The sequence below is a fragment of the Burkholderia sp. WP9 genome, assembly GCF_900104795.1.
Taxonomy (GTDB): Bacteria; Pseudomonadota; Gammaproteobacteria; order Burkholderiales; family Burkholderiaceae; genus Paraburkholderia.
Genome location: NZ_FNTG01000002.1, coordinates 2,127,455 through 2,145,891, shown reverse-complemented (window position 1 = coordinate 2,145,891; position 18,437 = coordinate 2,127,455). Strand labels below are relative to the sequence as shown.

The following is an 18,437-nucleotide window of genomic DNA, read 5'->3' as shown; positions in this document are numbered from 1 at the left end:
ATGCCGCGCGGGCTGACGGTATTGGAGGATTGTCTCGCCCCGTTTTGACTCTGTGACTGCGCCGGTGTGTCGGGGTGAATGCATCTTAGGACGGCAGGCAATTATTTGTCAATAGCGAAATGTATCGCTATACGCAAATCTCAAACAGCCTAAGATCAGCACAGCGAGACGCGGCCCTTCGGTTAACATGAACCCTTTTTTACGGACGAGCGCAGGTGTGAGCAAAGCAGCGAAACCGGCCACGGGCAAAGGCGCGGACGCCCGCGAGACAGCGGACGGCGGCAAGACGCAGCGTGGCATTCAGAGCGTCGAAGTGGGCGGCCGCGTGTTGCTGGCGCTCGCGCAGGCGCGCGCTCCGCTCGCCTTGTCCGACCTCGCCACCGCCGCGCAGATCGCGCCGGGGCAGGCGCATGCTTATCTGGTGAGCTTGAGCCGGCTGGGTCTGATCAAGCGTGACGAACTGTCGGGCCGCTATGAACCCGGTCCGCTGTCGCTGCGGCTCGGGTTGCTACACCTGGAGAACCAGCCGGCGTTTCGCGCCGCCGTGCCGCGCGTGGCCGCCTTGGCCGAGGCGATCGGCTTTAGCGTCGCGATCTGTCTTGCCGGGCCGCAAGGGCCGACCATCGTTCGCTATGAGCACGCGGGCTTTCCGCTGCACGTCAACTTGCATGTGGGCACGGTGATGTCGCTGCCGGCAACATCGACTGGACGCGTGTTTTGCGCGTTTCTGCCGCGCGAGGTGCGCGATGCGATGTGGGCAAATCAGTCCGGCCCCGCGAATCGCACCATGACGCCGCCTGACGAAAGCGCCGCCTTCGAGACCGCCCTCGACGCGATCCGCGTGCGCGGCCTGGAAAGCAGCATGGATGCGCCGAGTCCGGGCATCAGCAGTCTGAGCGCGCCGGTGCTGGATGCCGATGGCCGCCTGTCGCTCGCGCTCACCGTGATCGGCTCGACCGGCGCGATCGACGTCGCAAGCGACGGGCCGATCGCGCGTGCGCTGCTTGCCACGGCGCGCGACATCGGCGCCCAACTGGCAGCAGAACCTTCCTTGTCAGCGTCTTTCGCATCGTGACCGATTCTCTCGACATGCTTCACGCCCCATCCGCCGATGCGAAACCGCAGCGCGGCATCCAGTCGCTCGACAGCACCGGCGAGTTGCTGGCGGCGCTGGTCGCAGCGGCGCGGCCGTTGAACCTGCGCGATCTCGCGGCCGCCGCCGGCATGCCGCCAGCAAAGGCGTTTCCGCATCTGGTGAGTCTGCTGAAAATCGGTTTGCTCAATCGCGATGCGTCCGGCTGTTATGAAGCCGGGCCGCTCGCGCTGGAGCTTGGGCTGATCGGTTTGCAGCGCTTATCGCCAACGCGCGAAGCGGAACCCGAGGTGGTCGAACTGGCGTCGTCCACGGGCATGAGCGTCGCGATGGCGGTGCTGGGACCGCTCGGGCCGACGGTCGTGCGCCTGGAGGAATCGGCGCGGCCACTGCATGTGAGCCTGCGGGTCGGGACAGTGATGTCGCTGGTGAACACGGCGATAGGCCGCGTGTTTGCCGCCTACGTCGCGGACGACGTGCGCGCCGGTTTGCTGAAGCAGGATCATCTGCGGTTGGCGGGGACGGATGCGGCGCAGGTTTTTGCGGGGAAAGCGGCGTCAGAGGGTGGAGCTAAGGTCCGCGGCGGCACGGAGGCAACGTCTGCGCCGCCTCCACTGACTCAACCCTACGCGCAGCGCCTCGCGCAAATCCGCGCGCATGGAATCGATACGGCGCTGAGCCGGCCTGTGCCGGGCATCGACACGCTGGCCGCGCCGGTGCTGGATCATACGGGCAGCATCTGCCTGGTACTGGCATTGATGGGACCGAGCGGCAGCTTCGACAGCGAATTGGCGGGCGGGCCGGCGCAGACGCTGCGCGCCGCGACCATGCGGTTGTCACGGCGCTTTGGATGGATGGTGGCAACGACCGAGTAATCGTTTTTTTGAATTGAAGAAAGGTCAGTTTGTAAGCGTTTGGGGAGCCGGGTAATCGAAACTGCAGAAGATTGAAACCCGCGTCGGCGTTCCGCGCGCGGCTCACCAAGGCGCCTCCAATCAATCCCCCGCCGCCTCCGGCTCATGCGAGGCCAACCTCGCCTTCGCATGCCGCATCTTTTCGAGCGTATTCGGCCCTGCTTTGAGCGCGACGCCGATCGCCAGCGCGTCCATGATGCAAAGATGCACGAGCCGCGACACGCCCGGCGTATTCGGATCGATCGGACTCGGCACGCGCAGCAGCAGCGGAATATCGACCAGCCACGCGAGGCGCGAGCCGACATTGGTCAGTGCAATCGTCGTCGCCCCACGCTCCTTGGCGATCTGAATGCTCTCGTTCACTTCGACGCTGCGGCCCGAATGTGAAATCGCAAAGGCCACGTCGCCCGGTTCCATGAGGCCCGCGTAAAGACGCTGGAGATGACCATCCGTAAATGCGGTGGACGCAATGTCGAGCCGCAGAAACCGCAACGCCGCATCTTGCGCGACCAGCCCCGAGCCCGAACCGACGCCGAAGAAAAACACCCGCCGTGCGCTCGACAACGCCGCAATCGCACTCTCGACCACTGCTGGATCCAGCGCGCCGCGCGCATGGGCGATACCGTCGATCGCCGCTTCGCCCACCTTCTCCATGAGCGTTTGCACATCGTCGTCGCGCGCCACCGCCGTGGATGCGTACGGCACGCCGCCCGCTACGCTCTGCGCCAATTGCATCTTGAAGTCGCGCAGGCCATGCGCACCGATCGCGCGGCAAAAACGCGTCACAGATGGCTCGGACACCTCGGCGCGCTGCGCAAGTTCGGTGATGCTCGCGCGCATCGCGAAGTCGACGTCGTTCAACACCATCTCGGCGACCTTGCGCTCGGCGGGCCGCAAACTGGCGAGTGCGCTGCGAATGTGGGGAATCAAGTTCGGTGCGGACACCCGGTGTTCCTTACGTGGCAGCATCAATCATGCGTGAGGGCGAGCCTGGATCGACCTCGAACGACAACACGCGGTTCAGACCAGCCTGCGTCCACTTTCCGTATCGAACAGGTGAATATGTTCGGCCGGCAGGCGTAGCGCAACGCGCTCGCCGGGCTCGACTTTCGAGCGCTGACGAGTCGTCACGCACCACGTGCTGCCGCCTATTTTCCCGTACAAGTGCGTTTCCGCGCCAGTCGGCTCGACCACTTCGACTTCCATCGTCGCGTCGGGTGCCGGCGCCATCGTCTCGATGTGCTCCGGCCGCACGCCGAGCGTGACCTTCGCGCCGAGCACGGCCGAAGCGGGCGCGCCCTCCAGCACGATCTCGCCGCCGTCCGTGAGTTTCAGCGCGAGACCCTGGCCTTGCGCGCGGTTCGCGATCACACCTTCGGCAAAATTCATCGACGGCGAACCGAGAAAGCTCGCCACGAACAGATTGGCCGGATGATCGTATAGCTCAAGCGGACGGCCGATCTGCTCGATACGCCCCGCGTTCATCACGACGATGCGGTCTGCCATGGTCATCGCTTCGATCTGATCGTGCGTGACGTAGATCACCGTATTCTTCAGCCGTTGATGAAGCGCCTTGATTTCCGTGCGCATCTGCACGCGCAGCTTGGCGTCGAGATTGGACAGCGGCTCGTCGAACAGAAACAGCGACGGCTCGCGCACCACGGCGCGGCCCATTGCCACGCGTTGCCGCTGGCCGCCCGACAGCGCGCGCGGCAAACGGTCCAGATAACTGCCCAGGTTCAGCATTTTTGCAGCGGCCTCGATCCGCGGCTTGAAGCTCGCCGCCGACTCCTTGCGAATCCGCGGCCCGAACGCGATGTTTTCGTAGACGGACAGATGCGGATATAGCGCGTAGCTCTGAAACACCATCGAGATATTGCGCTGCTGCGGCGCAAGGCTGTTCGCGCGCGTGCCGCCGATCATCAGATCGCCGCCACTGATCTCTTCGAGTCCCGCCACCATGCGCATCAACGTGCTCTTGCCGCAGCCCGACGGCCCGACCAGCACGACGAACTCGCCGTCGTCGATGTCCAGATCGATGCCGTGCACCACCTGCGTGTCGCCGTAGCGTTTGAAGATGCCGCTCAGTTGCACTGCTGCCATGCTGTCCTCATCGTCTTCTTTCGTTGACTCGAATTCACGCCGCCCGCATGTTGCTTCAGGCGGTTCACAGTGATTCGAGCGTCAGTTCTTCCGCCATCAGACGGTTGCCGGCCATCAGGCCGCCGTCCACCGGCAACGCGACGCCGGTAATCACGCGCGCCATCGGCGAGGCGAGAAACAGCACCGCGTCGGCAATGTCGTCGGGCGTCGCGAAGTCGCGCAACGGGTACCACTTTTTCAGATCCTCGAAGACCTGCGGATTCTTGTCGACGCGCGCCTGCCACGCCTGCGTCTTCACCGTGCCCGGACACACGATGTTGGCGCGAATACCGTAACGGCCGAGTTCGAGCGCAAGCGCCTTCGTATAGCTGATGAGCCCGGCCTTCGCCGCGCTGTAAGCCGGATGACCGAGCGCGGCCATGCCGTTCACCGAGCCGATCAGCACCAGCGCGCCGCGCTGCCGCTCGATCATCGACGCACGCACGGCTTCGACCGTGTGATACGTGCCGTTCAGATTCAGATGGATGTCGCGCTGCCAGCTCGCAACGTCCGTCGTGGCAAGCGTCAGACCTTGTGCCGCGCCCGCGTTGGCGACCAGCACGTCCACCGGACCCCGCACCTTGACCGCGGCGGCCACCGCCTGCTGCACTGCGGCGGCCTCGCCGAGGTCGACCGCAATCGGCGTGACATGCGCCTCGCCGAGTTGTGCGGTCAACGCGCCGAGCGCGGCGGCGTCGATGTCGAGCGCCAGCACCGTATCGCCCTGTTCCACGAAGCGTTTGCACAACACGCTGCCGATGCCGCCGCAAGCGCCCGTTACCAACACCACACGATTCATTGTCCGCCTCGCTCTTCAATCGCACCGCCAGGCCTGGATTAGCCTGTAAATTTCTTACAAGCCCGGCTTTACGCGATCGTCTAGTCATCCCGAAGATTGGGTATCCATGACATCACGCCATGCAGAATATCCCTGCTTTACAGCATCTTATGCACAAAACCGGCTCGGAAAAAATATGGCAGACCCTACGTGACAAGCCATTTTTCGTCATGTAGGATTTTTTCAAACAATTTAACCCAAAGCGGCCGGCGACGGCAGCCAACCACCCCACCATCGTTGGATGGGACCGGAGTCAGCGCCAGCGCGCTCACTCCGCTCGACACAGGAGAGAGAAATGTCGTTGCATGCCCGTGCTTCCCTCGCGCTCGGCAAAGTTGCCGTGGCGCTCGCGTTCGCAGGTATCGCCGTCGCGGCTCACGCCGACACGGTCCGCGTGACCGTCGCCCACTACAGCGACGCGACCGCGCCGTACTTCGAAAAAATGGCCCGCAACTTCGAGAAGGCCAATCCCGGCACGACCATCAAGATCGAAGACGTGAACTGGGACACGCTGCAACAGAAGCTGCAAACAGACATTTCCGGCAACGCCAACGCCGACCTCGCGATCGTCGGCACGCGCTGGCTGCTCGACTTCGTGAAGGACGACGTCGCGGAACCGCTCGACGGCTACATGGATGCGAGCTTCAAGGGCCGCTTCATCGGTCCGTTCCTCGCACCGGGTGAAATCAATGGCAAGGTCTACGGCCTGCCGATCGCCGCTTCGGCGCGCGCGCTGTACTACAACAAGGACCTGCTCGCGAAGGTCGGCTATCCGGACGGCCCGAAGACCTGGAACGACGTGATCGAAGCGTCGAAGAAACTGAAGGCGCAGGGCATTGCCGGCTTCGGTCTGCAAGGCAAGGAAATCGAAACAGACGTCTACTATTACTACGCGCTGTGGACCAATGGCGGCGACGTGGTCGGCAAGGACAACAAGGCGGCGTTCAATTCGGCGGCCGGCATCAAGGCGGCCACGTTGTACAAGTCGATGATCGATCAAGGTCTGACGCAACCGGGTGTGACTGGCTATAGCCGCGAAGACGTGCAGAACCTCTTCAAGCAGGGCCGCGTTGCGATGGTGATTTCGGCGCCGTTCCTGTCGAAGCAGATCAAGAAGGAAGCGCCGAATCTGAAGTACGGCATCGATCCGATTCCGATGGGCACGACGCACGCTACGTACGCTGTCACCGACTCGATCGTGATGTTCAAGAACTCGAAGGTGAAGAAGTCGGCGTGGAAGTTCCTCGACTATCTGTTCACGAAGGAACCGCGCGTGGAGTTCACGACGACCGAGGGCTTCCTGCCGACCACCAAGGCTGAATCGACGGATCCGGCGTTCAACGATCCGGACACGAAGGCCTTCGTCGCCTTGCTGCCGACGGCCCGCTTCGCACCCACGGTGACGGGTTGGGAAGACACCGCGAAGGCCGTGACCGACGCAATGCAGTCGATTTACCTGGGCAAGGCGAAGCCGGCTGACGCATTGAATGCGGCGGCCACGCAGGCGAACAAGTCGCTCGGCCATTGATTCCGTAGCGATCCGGTACTGATCTTGCATTGATCTCGTCTTGATCTGCTGAACCCGGAACGCGCGCCGCCACCGAGCAGGCGGTGCGCGTTCCGGCCATCACGCACTATCCGGCCCATCCCGTCGCGCCTGCTTATTCCCGCGGACGCGTCTTACGATCGAGCACGCATGAGCCGTTCCGCTTCTACGCGCCTGCAAGCGCCCTGGTTGCTGATAGCGCCGAGTCTGATATTGGCGCTTTTCATCATCAGCTATCCGATCTTCAATATCGTGTGGCAATCGCTTCACGAGGTCTCGCGCTTCGGCGCCATTCGCGATTTCACCGGCCTGCAGAATTTCTATACGATCTTCGGCGACCCTGCGTTTCTTGCCGCCGCCAAACGAACCCTCGTCTGGACCGTATGCGTGGTCGGTGGCACGGTGCTGATCTCGGTGCCGGTCGCACTGGTGCTGAATCAGGATTTCTATGGACGCGGCGTGGCGCGCACGATTGTGATGCTGCCCTGGTCCGTCTCGCTGACCATGACCGCCGTGGTCTGGCGCTGGGCCTTCAACGACGACTACGGCATGGTCAACGTCACGCTGCAACGGCTGGGATTGATCAGCGGTCCGATTCATTGGCTGGCTACGCCGGAACTCGCGTTTCCTGTCGAAATCGCGGTCGGCATACTGGTCTCGATCCCGTTTACGGTGACGATTCTGCTCGGCGGATTGTCGTCCGTGCCAGGCGATATTTATGAAGCCGCGCGCATGGACGGCGCGAGCGCCTGGCAGCAGTTTCGCAAACTCACCATGCCGCTGTTGCGGCCGTTCATCAACATGACGATTCTGTTGAATGTGATTTACGTGTTCAACTCTTTTCCGATCATCTGGGTGATGACGCAGGGCGGCCCCGACAACAGCACGCACATTCTCGTCACCTATCTCTACGAGCTTGGCTTCCGGCTCGGGCGTCCTGGCGAAGCGGCAGCCGTGTCGCTGATCATGCTCGTCATGCTGTTCGTATTCTCGATCGCCTATCTGCGCCTGCAGCCCGCGAAAGAAGGAGATCCGTCATGAGTCTGAGCGTCAAGATGAAGCGTTCGCTGTGGTGCTGGCTCGCGCTGTCGCCACTGGTCGTGGTCGTGCTGTTTCCATTTGCCGTCATGCTGTTCACCGCGTTGAAGCCGGCTTCCGAGATTTTTGTCTATCCGGCGCGGTGGCTGCCGGTGCATTGGCAGTGGAGCAATTTCTCCGACATGTGGGTGGCAGCCAACTTCGGCGTGGCGCTGCGCAACAGCACGGTGATCAGTTTGCTGTCGACCGCGCTTGCGCTGGCTGTCAGTCTGCCGGCGGCTTATGCATTGGCGAGGTTTCCGTTTCGAGGCCGCGGGTTCTATCGCCAGTTTCTGCTCGTCACGCAGATGCTGTCGCCTATCCTGCTCGTGGTCGGCCTGTTCCGGCTCGCCGCGATGATTCCTTATGGCGATGGAAACCTGGTCGACTCCAAGATCGGCGTGATCGTTTCTTACGCAGCCTTCAATATCGCGTTTGCCGTGTGGATGCTGTCTTCGTATTTCCAGACGGTGCCGCGTGATCTGGAAGAGTCGGCATGGCTCGAAGGGTGCGGACGGACCAAGGCGGTCTTCAAGGTATTCTTGCCGCTGGCCGTGCCTGCGATCGTCGTCACCGCGATCTTCACGTTCATCAATGCATGGAACGAATTTGCGGTCGTTTATACGTTGATCCGCTCACCCGAGAACAAGACGCTGACCGTGCAGGTGACCGACATGGTCGCGGGGAAATACGTCGTACAGTGGCATCTCGTGATGGCCGCCACGCTCTGCGCGACACTGCCGGTTTCGGTTGTGTTCGCGTGGCTACAACGGTATCTGGTGAAGGGACTTGCGTTGGGTGCGGTGAAGTAGAGTTTGCGGGTAAGCGCGGCAGGTGGCGGCCTGCCCGCGCATTCATCATGCCGCGTTGCCGCCCGGCCGGGGCGTGCGCCGTATGAGCGGCGCCCCATCCTCGTTGTTACTCGGCGCCGCGCACAATGCGCAGATCGCGCTCCACGCCGTCGCCCAACGCCTCCAGCGCTTTCTTGTAGGGCTCGCTGTCATAGGCGGCGACAGCCGCTTCGTAGGTCGGAAATTCGATCACGACCGTACGCTCCTTCAAACCCTGCTCACGTGCCTCGTCCGCCACGCCGCGCACGATGAACTTGCCGCCGGCAGCCGCCACGGCGGGCGCAGCGAGCTGTGCATACGCGGCCAGCCTGGCCGCATCTTTCGTCGCGCGATAAGACGTCACCCAATATCCCTTGCTCATTTGAAACTCCTTTCAACGTTGGAAAAGCAGTTGTTGCCGTAGACGACGGATTATGACGTTTATCGGCATCCCTGTTGCTCGCGTGGTCAATCGCTCTCGCCGCGGTGGTGAATTGTAAGTCCCCGGCTCGCACCCCGTCACGAGTGCGCTCCTGCAAATACCCGCGATTCGGGTTACGCTGTTCGCGGCTGTCGCCCTCGCATCAGGCCGGCCACGCAATAGATCATCTCCATCAGGAACACCGCAATGACACAAGCGCTCACCATCGATTTTGTCTCCGATATCGCATGCCCGTGGTGCGCGATCGGCCTCTCCTCGCTCCAGCGTGCGATTTCGCGCCTTGGCGACGCGCTCGACGCTCGCATCGTCGTGCATCCGTTCGAGTTGAATCCGCACATGGGGCCGGACGGCGAGAATATTGTCGACTACCTCGGCAAGAAGTATGGGCGCACGCCGGAGCAGATCGAGGAAACGCAGGCGGCGATCCGCGAGCGCGGTGCGAGCGTGGGTTTCGAATTCGGCCCGCGCAAACACGTCTACAACACCTTCGACGCGCACCGTCTGCTGCATTGGGCCGGCATCAAGGGCGAGCAGTTGCCGCTCAAACTGGCGCTGCTGCGCGCTTACCACTCCGAAGGCAAGGACACGAGCGACCACGAAGTGCTGATCGAAGCGGCGCAATCCGTAGGACTCGACGCCACGGAGGCCCGTGACGTATTGCAAAACGGAACGTACGCAGCCGAAGTTCGAGCGGAGGAGCGGAACAACGAGGCGATGGGCATCCAGTCGGTGCCGGCCATTATCTTCAATCGCCGCTATCTGGTGAGCGGCGGACAACCCGTGGAAACTTTCGAGCAGGCCATCCAGCAGATTCTGGCCGAAGCGAAGAACGAGGATTCACAGGACGCGTCGCGCTGAACCTTGTCCATGCGGTGCAACGCTGCGTGGGAGATGGGAGATGGGAGATGGGACGATTGCGCGGCTGACCCGGACCGCTCCGATCGACCGAAGGCCTTGAGCATCGCGCCTGAAGGATGACGTATGCCCGGCAGATGCCAGGCATACGCATTCATCAATCACTCGATCCGAAGCTGCTTAGAACGCGTGACGCATACCGACAGTGACCGCCACCTGCGTGTTGGTCGCCGACGGCGACAACGTGTTGATCATCGCATGCGACAGGACGGAGTCCGCCGGCGCGCCGTGCACGTTCTGATAGACGCCTTCCAGATAGAAGTCCGTGCGCTTGCTGATCGCGTAGTCCGTTTGCAGCATGGCCGTGTTCCATCCCGGCGACGAACCGTTATATGCGCCATGCGTGTACGTATAGGCGCCCGATACGGTCACCGCGGGCGTGAGCGCGTACTTTGCGTTCACTTCGTAGTTGTCGAGGCGCAGTGAACCGTTCAGCGATCCGACAGACGTGTCGCCCGCACCGAGGTAGCTGCCCGTGCCGAACGAGAACACGCCCGCTGCGTTGTCGATCTGAGAATGGCTCCACACCAGCCCGACGGTAGCCGGCCCGAATGTGTAATTGCCACCTAGCGACCAGATACGCTGGCGTTCCGCGAGGAAGTTCGCGCTCGTATCGCCCGACGTGACCGCGCCACTGCCGTTGCCCGCGTTGTTCAGTTGCAGGTAGCCCGCAGCGAGATTGATCGGACCTTGCGCATAGGAAACGCCGAATCCATATGAACGGTTATTGCCGAAGTCGCCCGCCTTGTTGCTGAACGAATACATCGTTTCGAACGTAATGCCGCGGTAGGTCGGGCTCGCGTACTTCACCGAGTTGTTGATCACGACGGAATTCGCAGCGAGGTTGTCGTTTTCGAACGGATGCGCGGCCATGTTACCGCCCCACGTATTGAACTCCGCCGTGAGCGGTCCGACGAGGTCGTTCATCACGTCGAACTGGCGGCCGAACGTCAACGTGCCGTAAGGATCGCTTTGCAGGCCGACCCATGCCTGGGAGCCGAAGCCATCACCGGAGAATGCCTGGGCGCCGTTGTTCAGCAGGAAGCCTTGCTCGAGTTTGAAGATCGCGTGCAAGCCGCCACCCAGATCCTCCGAGCCCTTAAGGCCGAAGACCGTGTTCTGAGTCGAACTGCTCACTTCCTGCCAATTACTGTGTCCGAGCTGATTGTTCGTGTACACCAATCCAGCATCGATAAGGCCGTAGAGGGTCACGCTGCTTTGCGCATGCGCCGACATTGTATATGCGCCAAAGAGCGCGACCGCGAGTAAAGACTTTTTCATACTTGTTGGCTCCGTGATCGTGATCAAGCAGTCATTGAGGGTATCAATTGCTCTTTCCGCCAGCGCCATGACCGTGCATGCAGTACGTTTCTACAACCGTTGTTGCGCAAACTGCGAGAAGCATGAGGTGTTGTTTGATTTTTATTGCGCGCAACGAAATTCAAATGGTTTTGCCATCGTGCGCGCTGATTGATTACCGGGTTTTCGAATCGCTCAGTGAATGCGTACCAGCCACTGCGGCGGAAAAACGAGCAGTCCAATCATAGGGCGATGAAAATAAACGGCGCGTCAAAAAAATAAACGGCGTGGCGTGAAAGGAACAACGAGGGGGCGAAGCTTAGCGTTTTCCGGCGCGATTGGGGAGTCGGCGGAGCGGGATTTTTGCGGTGCGTCTGCTGACGCAGGCATCGGCCTTATGGCTTTTTGAAAGCGCTGTATAGCGTCTTTGCGAGCGCACTTAACTCGCCGCCGCCCTCGCGAAGCGCCGCGATCTGCGCGCCGCTCTCCAACGTCTGCTCGGCCCTGTGGGTCCGATCGCGCGCAACAGCTTCCAGAATGGCCTGCGGCAGCGCAGCCAGTTGATCGACCACCTTGAAATCACCCAACCCGGTGAGCATCGGGTTATCGGACCCGCTGAGCATGGTCCGTGCGTCAGCTTTGAATAAAACAAGCGGCTTGTCCGCGTGCCACGCAAGCGACGCTTCGACAACCGTGCCCTCGTCGGCGACCCGGCCGTTGAGATTGGCCACAACCGCATCGCAACGCGTAAGCAATTGATACGTATCCAGACTGAAAATCGCGCGGTCGAGCATGCGCACGGCTTCTTCGACCGAGGCGCCGAGTTTCTCGAGTTCCGGCTTGAGCTTCGCGAACTCCAGCCCGTCGCGATGCGGCAGAAACGTCGACAATCCGGCAGCCTCCAGCGTGGCGGCAATCGAATCCATTTCGGATCGCTCGGCTGCGTTGAACAGCGGCCCTGCGCAATACACTCGTAGCATCGTTTTTATGTTCCGTGAGGATGGCGAAATCGTGAAGTGTTCCCGCAGCGAGCGTGCCGGCAGTCGACTGCGAAGAGCCTTTACGATAACGGCGCACGAACCCATGTCAATGCAGAGTGTGTCACGTGTTGCGCGGAGCAATCAGCGAGCGGGCAGGCAGTTTGCCTGCGAGCCCACTCGCCCGTTCGCGCGCCATTCAGTCGTCGTGCCGATGCTTGTGATGATGCTTGCGCGACCGGTAGCCGCGGGAATAGTCGTCCGCGTACGAGTTGGAGCGCGACATGTTGCCGCCGAGCGCCGACCCGGCGCCGCCGCCCAGCGCTGCGCCGACGAGACCGCCGCTGCGACCGCCCATTGCATTGCCCGCCGCGGTGCCGGCACCGCCGCCCAGCGCGCCGCCGATGATCGCGCCCGTGCGCTCCCTGCGGTTCGACGTCACCGCGCCGCCCGCGCCGCCGCCGACTGCTCCGCCGAGCACGGCGCCCGTGCTGCCGCCTAACGCACCGCCCACTGCTGCGCCGGCCACGCCGCCGAGCGCGCCGCCAAGCGCGTTATTCATATCGCCGGCGAGCGCCGACAACGATGCCGAAGCGGTGAGCGCTGCGACGGCAACCATCCGGAGGATTCTCTTCGACATAAAAAGCCCTTTCATTGTTTGGACGGCGCCGAGTATAACTGCGCTTTTGAAAGGCTTTTGTAACTACGTCGCTTCACATCCGTAAGACGTGTAACAAAATCATCCGGAAAGGTCGAGGAGGCGTAGTTCGTGCGGCGCGCGCGAGGTCATGCCGGCGAGCCCCGCGTGTTCGAACCTTATCTGCGCCGCGTCTTCTTCAACTCGATCGTCTCGAACAACTCGTAGTTCTGCGTCGGAGTCTGATCTGCGCCAGGCGCGTGATAGTAGCTCATCGTAATCGTGGTCTCGCCGCCGGGATGCCCGGGATCATGATCGAACACCGCAATGCCATAACCGGTGCCGGTATCGCGTTGCGCCGACCAGATCGCGTCTTCCACTGCGTCCGCGCCCGCACGCACGAACGTCCCGGACGTGGTGCCGGCAACCGGGCGGTTGGGCCGCGTGAAAATACGCGCCTGGGGCAGCCCCGTGCCGGCATCCACGCCATAGACATCCAGCGGCGCGCTCGTGCCGCCGCCGCCGAGAATCAGGTGAATCGTGCCGTGACTCGTATCGAACGTCGACGCGCCCGCGGACACTGCCGACATCACCGGTTTCGGCTGCAGCGTATCGACCGGCTGGCCCGTCGCGATGTCGGTGCCTTTGTGGTGATTGCAGCCGCGTACCGGGTAACTGCGTTCGTAATCGTGATCGTGCCCGCACAGCACCAGGTCGACGCCATAGCGGTCGAACAGCGGCAACCAGGCTTCTCGGATGCCTTTATCGGAACCGTTGCCGGTCTTCGATGAACTCAGCGCGTCCTGATGCATCTGGACGACGATCCAGTCGACTTCGTCGTCTTCAGCCGCACGGCGCAACGTCCTTTCGAGCCAACGCGTCTGCTCGCCCGCGCTATACCCACGCACATAGAGCGACGTGCCGGGTTGGATCGGCGGATTGCCGGTGCTCGCAACGGGCGCGAGAGGATCCGGGCCGGCGACGAAGGCCGCTGCGTCCTGATACACGACGTCGTCAGCATCGAGCGAAATGAAGAGCACGGAACTCACGCGAAAGCTGTACCAGCGGCCCTGAAAGCGCGTGTGATTGTCCGGCAGCTTATAGCGTGCGAGATACGAGGCGAGGCCCTGCTCACCGTTATTGAATTCGAGTTCGTGGTTGCCCGGACACGGCATCCACGGCCGGTTCGACGCCGAAGTCTGGCAGTTGTTGCCGAAGTCGCGCCATACCTCCGGCTGGTGCGCCGGATTCAGATTGGCGTAACACAGGTCGCCGTTGAGCAGGTGGAACAGAGGCTCAAAGCGCTCGACTGCCTGCACCGCGAAACGGCTTTGCGGCGACGACAACACCCAGCCGGTGTTCGGCGTCGCGAGATCGCCATAGCTGGTCCAGCGGAACGGCGCGCGGCCGCGCGGCGCAGTGCGAAAGCTCGCCGTGAAAGGCTGAGCCGCATGGCTGTCGTTCTCCGCGCTCACCTGGTATTCATAGCTCGTAGCGGGCTTCAGATCGCGCAGATGCGCGTGATACGTGAACACGACCTCGCCGTTCAGGCCATCCGTATAAGTGGTCTGGACGCCATGCACCGTATGTTTCGCCGCACCCGCGACACCGACACGGACTTGCGGGTTCACCGCGGGTGCAAGCGACGCCCAGGAGACCGTGACCTCACCGGCCGGATCGTTACCCCAGGTCAGGTGGACCTGCTCCGGTGTGCCGTCAGGCGCGCTGTTCGCCGCGCGCGCCGCCGATGAAAGCGTGCCCGCCGCCGTAGCGAGACTGGACGCACCGGCGAACTTCAGGAACCCGCGGCGCGAGACGATGGAAGCACCCTGATCGGTCGGCGAAGTCTTTACGATTTTTCTGTTCGACATGTCTGGTGTTTTTGTGCGGAGGTGGAAGGATGCCGGCGCATGAGCCTGGCGACACCCATCCTAGGCGCGGGGCGATGACACCCGGATGAAACCGCCCAAAGCGGACAGTTCCATGCGTCCACTCCGCATTGCCATTCAGACAATTGACAGCTTGGTCGATCGATAAAGATCTTTGATTGATTTTAAAGCTGCTAACGGTAGAACGCCCGACTACCAGCGGGTGGCAACGTGCACAACGTAATGGGGTATCTGGCGGCGCTCGGCGAAGCGCGCAGAGAATTCGCCGGCGCATGCATTCCGTCGCGGATCATGCAGCCGGCAGCAGACTTCCGCTCACGTCTGCGGATTCGTGTCGTCTGTGGGTTGGGCGTTGTCGGCAACGTCCTGCTGGTCGTTGTCTTTCTTTTCCAACATTGATTCCAACTTACCGGCACCTTCGAAACCGGCAACAGCGGCGATGCCTTTCGTAAGCAAACCCGCTTCCGGATCCACTTTTTCCGCCGCTTCAACGGCGGCGATCGCCCCCGCAATCTTTCCTACTTCGTCCAAGAGTCCCATGTCGCTTTCCTCAAGAAAAAGTGAGCATGCATCGTCTCACGAACTCAACGTGCTGTCGTCAAATGTAAAATCGAAAATGACGATTAGCTGACGCTGCGCAGTGGCGCGGCGGCCTTTGGGTTCGGCAAGCGCTAGCGCCTTGGCGGTTGCGGATTATTGGCAGGATTGGTATCGAACCTTGAGACGCGCTGAACTCCATCTTCGCTGACCAATCCCAATAGTTCGTTCTCCATGATATCCGCGACATCCTTGCCGTAAACCTCGCCGCCGTTCACATAGACGGTAAACGAGCGCAAGTACCTGGCTTGCTTCTCCGGATTCTCGATCGTCTCGAGAGTCCACTGATAGAGCGGATAATTTTCCGTACCCTGCTGTTGCGCTTCGCGCACGTAGTCGGCGAATGCGTCGAACTGGCATTTCAACGTCGCGTCATGCCTGAGCAGCACGTCACGAAGCGCGCTATGCGATGCACTCGCCGGGTCAGCACGCAATGCGTCGGCCAGTTCTGGCGAAACGGTAAGCCGCAGTTGGTATTGCAAGGTGGGCTCCATATCGGCCTCCGTGCCGGAATTGATAAGCGCTCATTGCTTCGCGGAATGCGCGGCAGCCTTTTCTTCGATCCGCGCAATCTCGTGCCCCTGCACGGGCCTGCCAAGCAGAAAACCCTGAGCATGCGTGCATCCGCACACGCGCACGAAATCCAGCTGTTCTTGCGTCTCGATGCCCTCGGCCGTGGTCGGCATGCCGATCTCCCGCGCCAATGCCACGATCCCACGCACCACCGCAGCCGATTCGCGGCGATGCACGGACTCCTTGACGAAAGAGCTGTCGATCTTGAGCTTGTCGAACGAAAAACGCACAAGAGTCGACATGGTCGAAAAGCCGGTGCCGAAATCGTCCAGCGCAAGACCAATGCCTAATGCCTGCAGCCTCGCGATATTACGCCGGGTCACGACATCGTCGTTCAAGAGTACCGTTTCCGTGACCTCGATATTCAGGCGCTGCGGCGGCAGTCTGGTCTTGCGCAGAATCCCCGCGACGGTCGACGCAAACGACTCCTCCCTCAATTGCACCGGTGAAACGTTCACGGCGACGGTGACCTTGTCGCGCCAGGTCACCGCTTCCTTGCACGATTGCAGCAAAGCCCACTGTCCCAACGCCAGAATAAGCCCCGTGCGTTCGGCAGTGGGAATGAATGAGGACGGCGGGAGTTCGCCGCGAGTCGGGTGGGTCCAGCGCATCAGCGCCTCGCGTCCTGACACCGCACCGCTGCTGAGATCGACGATGGGCTGATACTCCATGCGCAAGCCGCTGAACGAATGCAGCGCGCCTTCCAGGTCGCTGCGCAGAAGGCTCAGGCTTTCATCCGATGCGTGCTTGCCCGCATCGAAAATGGCGTACGCACTCTTGCCGCTGCGTTTCACGGCATACAACGCGCGATCGGCGCAAATCAGCAATTGCGGGCCGGTTCTCGCGTGCTCGGGATAGAGCGAGATCCCCACGCTCGCGCCGATATGCACCAGCGCCTCGCGCAGCGCGAATGGGCGCGCCAGGGTCTTGACGATGCGGTCCGCCAGAATCCGGACGTCGCGGGCCTGCCCGCCACCATCGGAAAACGCCACGAACTCGTCGCCGGCCAGTCGTCCAACGAGCTCGCCGCCGGGCAACACTTCGCGCAAGCGGATCGCCGCTTCCTGAAGGATCTGGTCGCCGGCGGCATGGCCAAGACTGTCGTTGATCGCCTTGAATCCGTCGAGATCGATCAGTAGAACAGCGAACGATTGGCCTTTGCCCAACGCTCCTCTCTCTGTGCGCTCAAGCAGCAGCTCACTGATACGCGTGCGATTGGGTAAGCCCGTCAGGCTGTCGTGATGGGCGAGCCGATGGCTGCTTTCCCGTGCGAGGAGTAACGCGACCGTATCGCGATTGCTGCGCAGCGCGACCGTAAAGAAGCCTGCGGCGCAAAAGGGCGCCTGAAACAGCAACACCAGTTTGCCGGAACCAGGAGACAGCGCCGCGCCAAGAGCAAGGGGCGCCAGAATGCACGTAATCTGCAGCATGACGAGCCGGGGCGTGCCGGCATTGCGTCCGGCCAATCCGCCAATCACGCCCACCGCGCAAACGTTGCCGAGCAGGAAAAGTGTTTGATCTCCGCTGATATTGCAAAGCAACGCGCCGAAACCGAACAGCATGCTCCAGAGCAGGCTCGCGAACAGAAACGCGGATGTCGGTGTTGGCCGCCCCTTGGCGCTACGCGAGGAGCACAACCAGATCAACGCGAGCCGTGCGATCAGCAATGCGACAACAGCGGCGCCCCAGCCTGCGTAGAGGGGTCTGGGATGAAGGAAGTATGCGGTCGCGCAGACGCTGATTTCACAAACGGACGCAAACACAATCGACGAGGTTCGCGTGAACAGATTCGCAAGCAATATCTGCCGATTGTCTGCGCTCAGGTTCTGAGCGGAAGAGACGACCCACTTGAAAAATGGAGACCTTGGTTCGCTGAAAGCCATGACCTACGCATTTTTGTTGGTGGATGGGCCGAAAACGGCTTGTACGGCAATTATTACGTAACCATAAAGTAGCAGGTTTATTCGACTGAGGAAATGGCCACGGTCGCCGGGAAGAAGAAAAAATGACGCAATAGCGCGGCTTCTTGACTGCGATTCAGCCCGCGCTCGCGGCATGCGCTTTAACCGCACGCTGCGCAAGAGCGATGAAGCCCGGCATTCACGGTATCGTCCAAGGCCTTCTGGACGGATCGAGTATCGATGTACGATGCCGTATAGTGGATGCACCGCTGATCTCCAGCGGACTGCCCGGACATTGGCGCGATGGGGGACCACACAATGACAGTCGCAAATACATCGATGCACGTCTCTCACGAACCCGTGCCGGAGTCGCTGCAGACCCTGGTCGAATATCTCGAGCTTTCCCTCGACAAGGCGGCGAGCGTGGTCATGACGCGCCATACAAACGACGCTTGCACCATCTACCTCGGCGACCCGGCCGGCCTGCTCGAGGAAATGAAGAAGGTCGGCACGATCTCCATCCCGCTCGCCAATGACATGCTGGAGCTGACCCGCTCGGGCATCAACGAGATGGAAATTGGCGGCCAGGCCTATCGTTTTGTCCGCACTTTCACGCAGGTCGAGAACGCCGCGGCGGTCGTTTTCTCCGCGGCTTAGGCGGTAACGCGCGGGTCGGCGGCTTCGCGCGGGGAAGCCGTCTGCACGCTCCGGGCGGGGGTGTCGAGAGAACGGCCGCGGCGCCGGGCTGCGACATCGTCCGGTGCGTG

General features: G+C 61.8%; 19 protein-coding genes. 8 read left to right on the top strand and 11 right to left on the bottom strand.

Features of this window, described 5'->3' with window-relative positions:
- Positions 1 to 187 precede the first annotated feature (187 nt).
- Entirely contained in the window at positions 188 to 1,075 is an 888-nt protein-coding gene (locus BLW71_RS30755) for an IclR family transcriptional regulator (RefSeq protein ID WP_091806099.1), read from the top strand.
- 14 nt (positions 1,076 to 1,089) lie between these two features.
- A complete protein-coding gene (locus BLW71_RS30750; RefSeq protein WP_177205146.1) occupies positions 1,090 to 1,968 on the top strand; it encodes an IclR family transcriptional regulator in 879 nt (292 codons plus the stop codon).
- A gap of 120 nt (positions 1,969 to 2,088) precedes the next feature.
- On the opposite strand, the gene BLW71_RS30745 is transcribed toward BLW71_RS30750, so the two are convergent.
- From BLW71_RS30745 to BLW71_RS30735, 3 genes are all read right to left on the bottom strand, one after another.
- The gene (locus BLW71_RS30745) at positions 2,089 to 2,952 is read right to left on the bottom strand and encodes a MurR/RpiR family transcriptional regulator (protein ID WP_091806094.1); all 864 of its coding nucleotides are present in this window, start codon (positions 2,950 to 2,952) and stop codon (positions 2,089 to 2,091) included.
- A 75-nt stretch (positions 2,953 to 3,027) separates the two neighbouring features.
- Positions 3,028 to 4,110 carry an ABC transporter ATP-binding protein gene (locus BLW71_RS30740; protein ID WP_091806092.1) on the bottom strand — a complete coding sequence of 361 codons (1,083 nt, stop codon included), beginning with the start codon at positions 4,108 to 4,110 and terminating at the stop codon, positions 3,028 to 3,030.
- Positions 4,111 to 4,174: 64 nt separating this feature from the next.
- On the bottom strand, positions 4,175 to 4,948 hold the full coding sequence (locus BLW71_RS30735; RefSeq protein ID WP_091806090.1) for an SDR family oxidoreductase: 774 nt from the start codon (positions 4,946 to 4,948) through the stop codon (positions 4,175 to 4,177).
- A 334-nt stretch (positions 4,949 to 5,282) separates the two neighbouring features.
- Between BLW71_RS30735 and BLW71_RS30730 the strand changes: the two genes are divergently transcribed.
- From BLW71_RS30730 to BLW71_RS30720, 3 genes are all read left to right on the top strand, one after another.
- Positions 5,283 to 6,515 carry an ABC transporter substrate-binding protein gene (locus BLW71_RS30730; protein WP_091806088.1) on the top strand — a complete coding sequence of 411 codons (1,233 nt, stop codon included), beginning with the start codon at positions 5,283 to 5,285 and terminating at the stop codon, positions 6,513 to 6,515.
- A 168-nt stretch (positions 6,516 to 6,683) separates the two neighbouring features.
- Positions 6,684 to 7,574, top strand: coding sequence for a carbohydrate ABC transporter permease (locus BLW71_RS30725; RefSeq protein WP_091806086.1), 891 nt, complete (start codon positions 6,684 to 6,686; stop codon positions 7,572 to 7,574).
- Positions 7,571 to 8,422 carry a carbohydrate ABC transporter permease gene (locus tag BLW71_RS30720; protein ID WP_091806084.1) on the top strand — a complete coding sequence of 284 codons (852 nt, stop codon included), beginning with the start codon at positions 7,571 to 7,573 and terminating at the stop codon, positions 8,420 to 8,422. The genes BLW71_RS30725 and BLW71_RS30720 overlap by 4 nt, the downstream gene beginning before the upstream one ends.
- A 106-nt stretch (positions 8,423 to 8,528) precedes the next feature.
- Here BLW71_RS30720 and BLW71_RS30715 read toward each other — a convergent pair whose 3' ends face one another.
- Positions 8,529 to 8,822 (bottom strand): DUF1330 domain-containing protein, encoded by a 294-nt coding sequence (locus BLW71_RS30715; RefSeq protein WP_091806082.1) that lies wholly within the window; start codon positions 8,820 to 8,822, stop codon positions 8,529 to 8,531.
- 246 nt (positions 8,823 to 9,068) lie between these two features.
- Between BLW71_RS30715 and BLW71_RS30710 the strand changes: the two genes are divergently transcribed.
- The gene (locus tag BLW71_RS30710) at positions 9,069 to 9,740 is read left to right on the top strand and encodes a DsbA family oxidoreductase (protein ID WP_091806080.1); all 672 of its coding nucleotides are present in this window, start codon (positions 9,069 to 9,071) and stop codon (positions 9,738 to 9,740) included.
- Positions 9,741 to 9,917: 177 nt separating this feature from the next.
- Here BLW71_RS30710 and BLW71_RS30705 read toward each other — a convergent pair whose 3' ends face one another.
- Positions 9,918 to 11,078, bottom strand: a complete 1,161-nt coding sequence (locus BLW71_RS30705) for a porin (protein WP_091806078.1) — start codon at positions 11,076 to 11,078, stop codon at positions 9,918 to 9,920.
- Positions 11,079 to 11,097: 19 nt separating this feature from the next.
- Between BLW71_RS30705 and BLW71_RS41800 the strand changes: the two genes are divergently transcribed.
- Positions 11,098 to 11,271 (top strand): hypothetical protein, encoded by a 174-nt coding sequence (locus BLW71_RS41800; protein WP_177205145.1) that lies wholly within the window; start codon positions 11,098 to 11,100, stop codon positions 11,269 to 11,271.
- Between the two features lie 220 nt (positions 11,272 to 11,491).
- On the opposite strand, the gene BLW71_RS30700 is transcribed toward BLW71_RS41800, so the two are convergent.
- The 6 genes from BLW71_RS30700 to BLW71_RS30675 all read right to left on the bottom strand — a co-directional run bounded on the left by BLW71_RS30700 (position 11,492) and on the right by BLW71_RS30675 (position 17,652).
- A complete protein-coding gene (locus BLW71_RS30700; RefSeq protein ID WP_286162156.1) occupies positions 11,492 to 12,181 on the bottom strand; it encodes a nucleoside 2-deoxyribosyltransferase in 690 nt (229 codons plus the stop codon).
- A 91-nt stretch (positions 12,182 to 12,272) separates the two neighbouring features.
- A complete protein-coding gene (locus tag BLW71_RS30695) occupies positions 12,273 to 12,713 on the bottom strand; it encodes a hypothetical protein (RefSeq protein ID WP_091806073.1) in 441 nt (146 codons plus the stop codon).
- Positions 12,714 to 12,889: 176 nt separating this feature from the next.
- Positions 12,890 to 14,581, bottom strand: a complete 1,692-nt coding sequence (locus BLW71_RS30690; RefSeq protein ID WP_091806070.1) for a purple acid phosphatase family protein — start codon at positions 14,579 to 14,581, stop codon at positions 12,890 to 12,892.
- 333 nt (positions 14,582 to 14,914) lie between these two features.
- Positions 14,915 to 15,139, bottom strand: coding sequence for a hypothetical protein (locus BLW71_RS30685; protein WP_091806067.1), 225 nt, complete (start codon positions 15,137 to 15,139; stop codon positions 14,915 to 14,917).
- Between the two features lie 131 nt (positions 15,140 to 15,270).
- Positions 15,271 to 15,690: a hypothetical protein gene (locus BLW71_RS30680; RefSeq protein ID WP_091806063.1), complete on the bottom strand. Its 420-nt coding sequence runs from the start codon at positions 15,688 to 15,690 to the stop codon at positions 15,271 to 15,273.
- A 30-nt stretch (positions 15,691 to 15,720) separates the two neighbouring features.
- Positions 15,721 to 17,652, bottom strand: coding sequence for a putative bifunctional diguanylate cyclase/phosphodiesterase (locus BLW71_RS30675; RefSeq protein ID WP_091806058.1), 1,932 nt, complete (start codon positions 17,650 to 17,652; stop codon positions 15,721 to 15,723).
- A 336-nt stretch (positions 17,653 to 17,988) separates the two neighbouring features.
- On the opposite strand from BLW71_RS30675, the gene BLW71_RS30670 reads away from it, so the two are divergent.
- A complete protein-coding gene (locus BLW71_RS30670; RefSeq protein WP_091806055.1) occupies positions 17,989 to 18,327 on the top strand; it encodes a hypothetical protein in 339 nt (112 codons plus the stop codon).
- The last annotated feature ends 110 nt before the right edge of the window (positions 18,328 to 18,437 follow it).

What these genes read in the sequence shown, in the direction of transcription:
- BLW71_RS30695 (WP_091806073.1), bottom strand. Translation starts at nt 12,713, where the DNA reads ATGTCGAAGAGAATCCTCCGGATGGTTGCCGTCGCAGCGCTCACCGCT.
- BLW71_RS30670 (WP_091806055.1), top strand. Translation starts at nt 17,989, where the DNA reads ATGACAGTCGCAAATACATCGATGCACGTCTCTCACGAACCCGTGCCG.
- BLW71_RS30725 (WP_091806086.1), top strand. Translation starts at nt 6,684, where the DNA reads ATGAGCCGTTCCGCTTCTACGCGCCTGCAAGCGCCCTGGTTGCTGATA.
- BLW71_RS30675 (WP_091806058.1), bottom strand. Translation starts at nt 17,652, where the DNA reads ATGGCTTTCAGCGAACCAAGGTCTCCATTTTTCAAGTGGGTCGTCTCT.
- BLW71_RS30685 (WP_091806067.1), bottom strand. Translation starts at nt 15,139, where the DNA reads ATGGGACTCTTGGACGAAGTAGGAAAGATTGCGGGGGCGATCGCCGCC.
- BLW71_RS30680 (WP_091806063.1), bottom strand. Translation starts at nt 15,690, where the DNA reads ATGGAGCCCACCTTGCAATACCAACTGCGGCTTACCGTTTCGCCAGAA.
- BLW71_RS30705 (WP_091806078.1), bottom strand. Translation starts at nt 11,078, where the DNA reads ATGAAAAAGTCTTTACTCGCGGTCGCGCTCTTTGGCGCATATACAATG.
- BLW71_RS30710 (WP_091806080.1), top strand. Translation starts at nt 9,069, where the DNA reads ATGACACAAGCGCTCACCATCGATTTTGTCTCCGATATCGCATGCCCG.
- BLW71_RS30740 (WP_091806092.1), bottom strand. Translation starts at nt 4,110, where the DNA reads ATGGCAGCAGTGCAACTGAGCGGCATCTTCAAACGCTACGGCGACACG.
- BLW71_RS30730 (WP_091806088.1), top strand. Translation starts at nt 5,283, where the DNA reads ATGTCGTTGCATGCCCGTGCTTCCCTCGCGCTCGGCAAAGTTGCCGTG.
- BLW71_RS30750 (WP_177205146.1), top strand. Translation starts at nt 1,090, where the DNA reads ATGCTTCACGCCCCATCCGCCGATGCGAAACCGCAGCGCGGCATCCAG.
- BLW71_RS30735 (WP_091806090.1), bottom strand. Translation starts at nt 4,948, where the DNA reads ATGAATCGTGTGGTGTTGGTAACGGGCGCTTGCGGCGGCATCGGCAGC.
- BLW71_RS30700 (WP_286162156.1), bottom strand. Translation starts at nt 12,181, where the DNA reads ATGGGTTCGTGCGCCGTTATCGTAAAGGCTCTTCGCAGTCGACTGCCG.
- BLW71_RS30690 (WP_091806070.1), bottom strand. Translation starts at nt 14,581, where the DNA reads ATGTCGAACAGAAAAATCGTAAAGACTTCGCCGACCGATCAGGGTGCT.
- BLW71_RS30755 (WP_091806099.1), top strand. Translation starts at nt 188, where the DNA reads ATGAACCCTTTTTTACGGACGAGCGCAGGTGTGAGCAAAGCAGCGAAA.
- BLW71_RS30720 (WP_091806084.1), top strand. Translation starts at nt 7,571, where the DNA reads ATGAGTCTGAGCGTCAAGATGAAGCGTTCGCTGTGGTGCTGGCTCGCG.
- BLW71_RS30715 (WP_091806082.1), bottom strand. Translation starts at nt 8,822, where the DNA reads ATGAGCAAGGGATATTGGGTGACGTCTTATCGCGCGACGAAAGATGCG.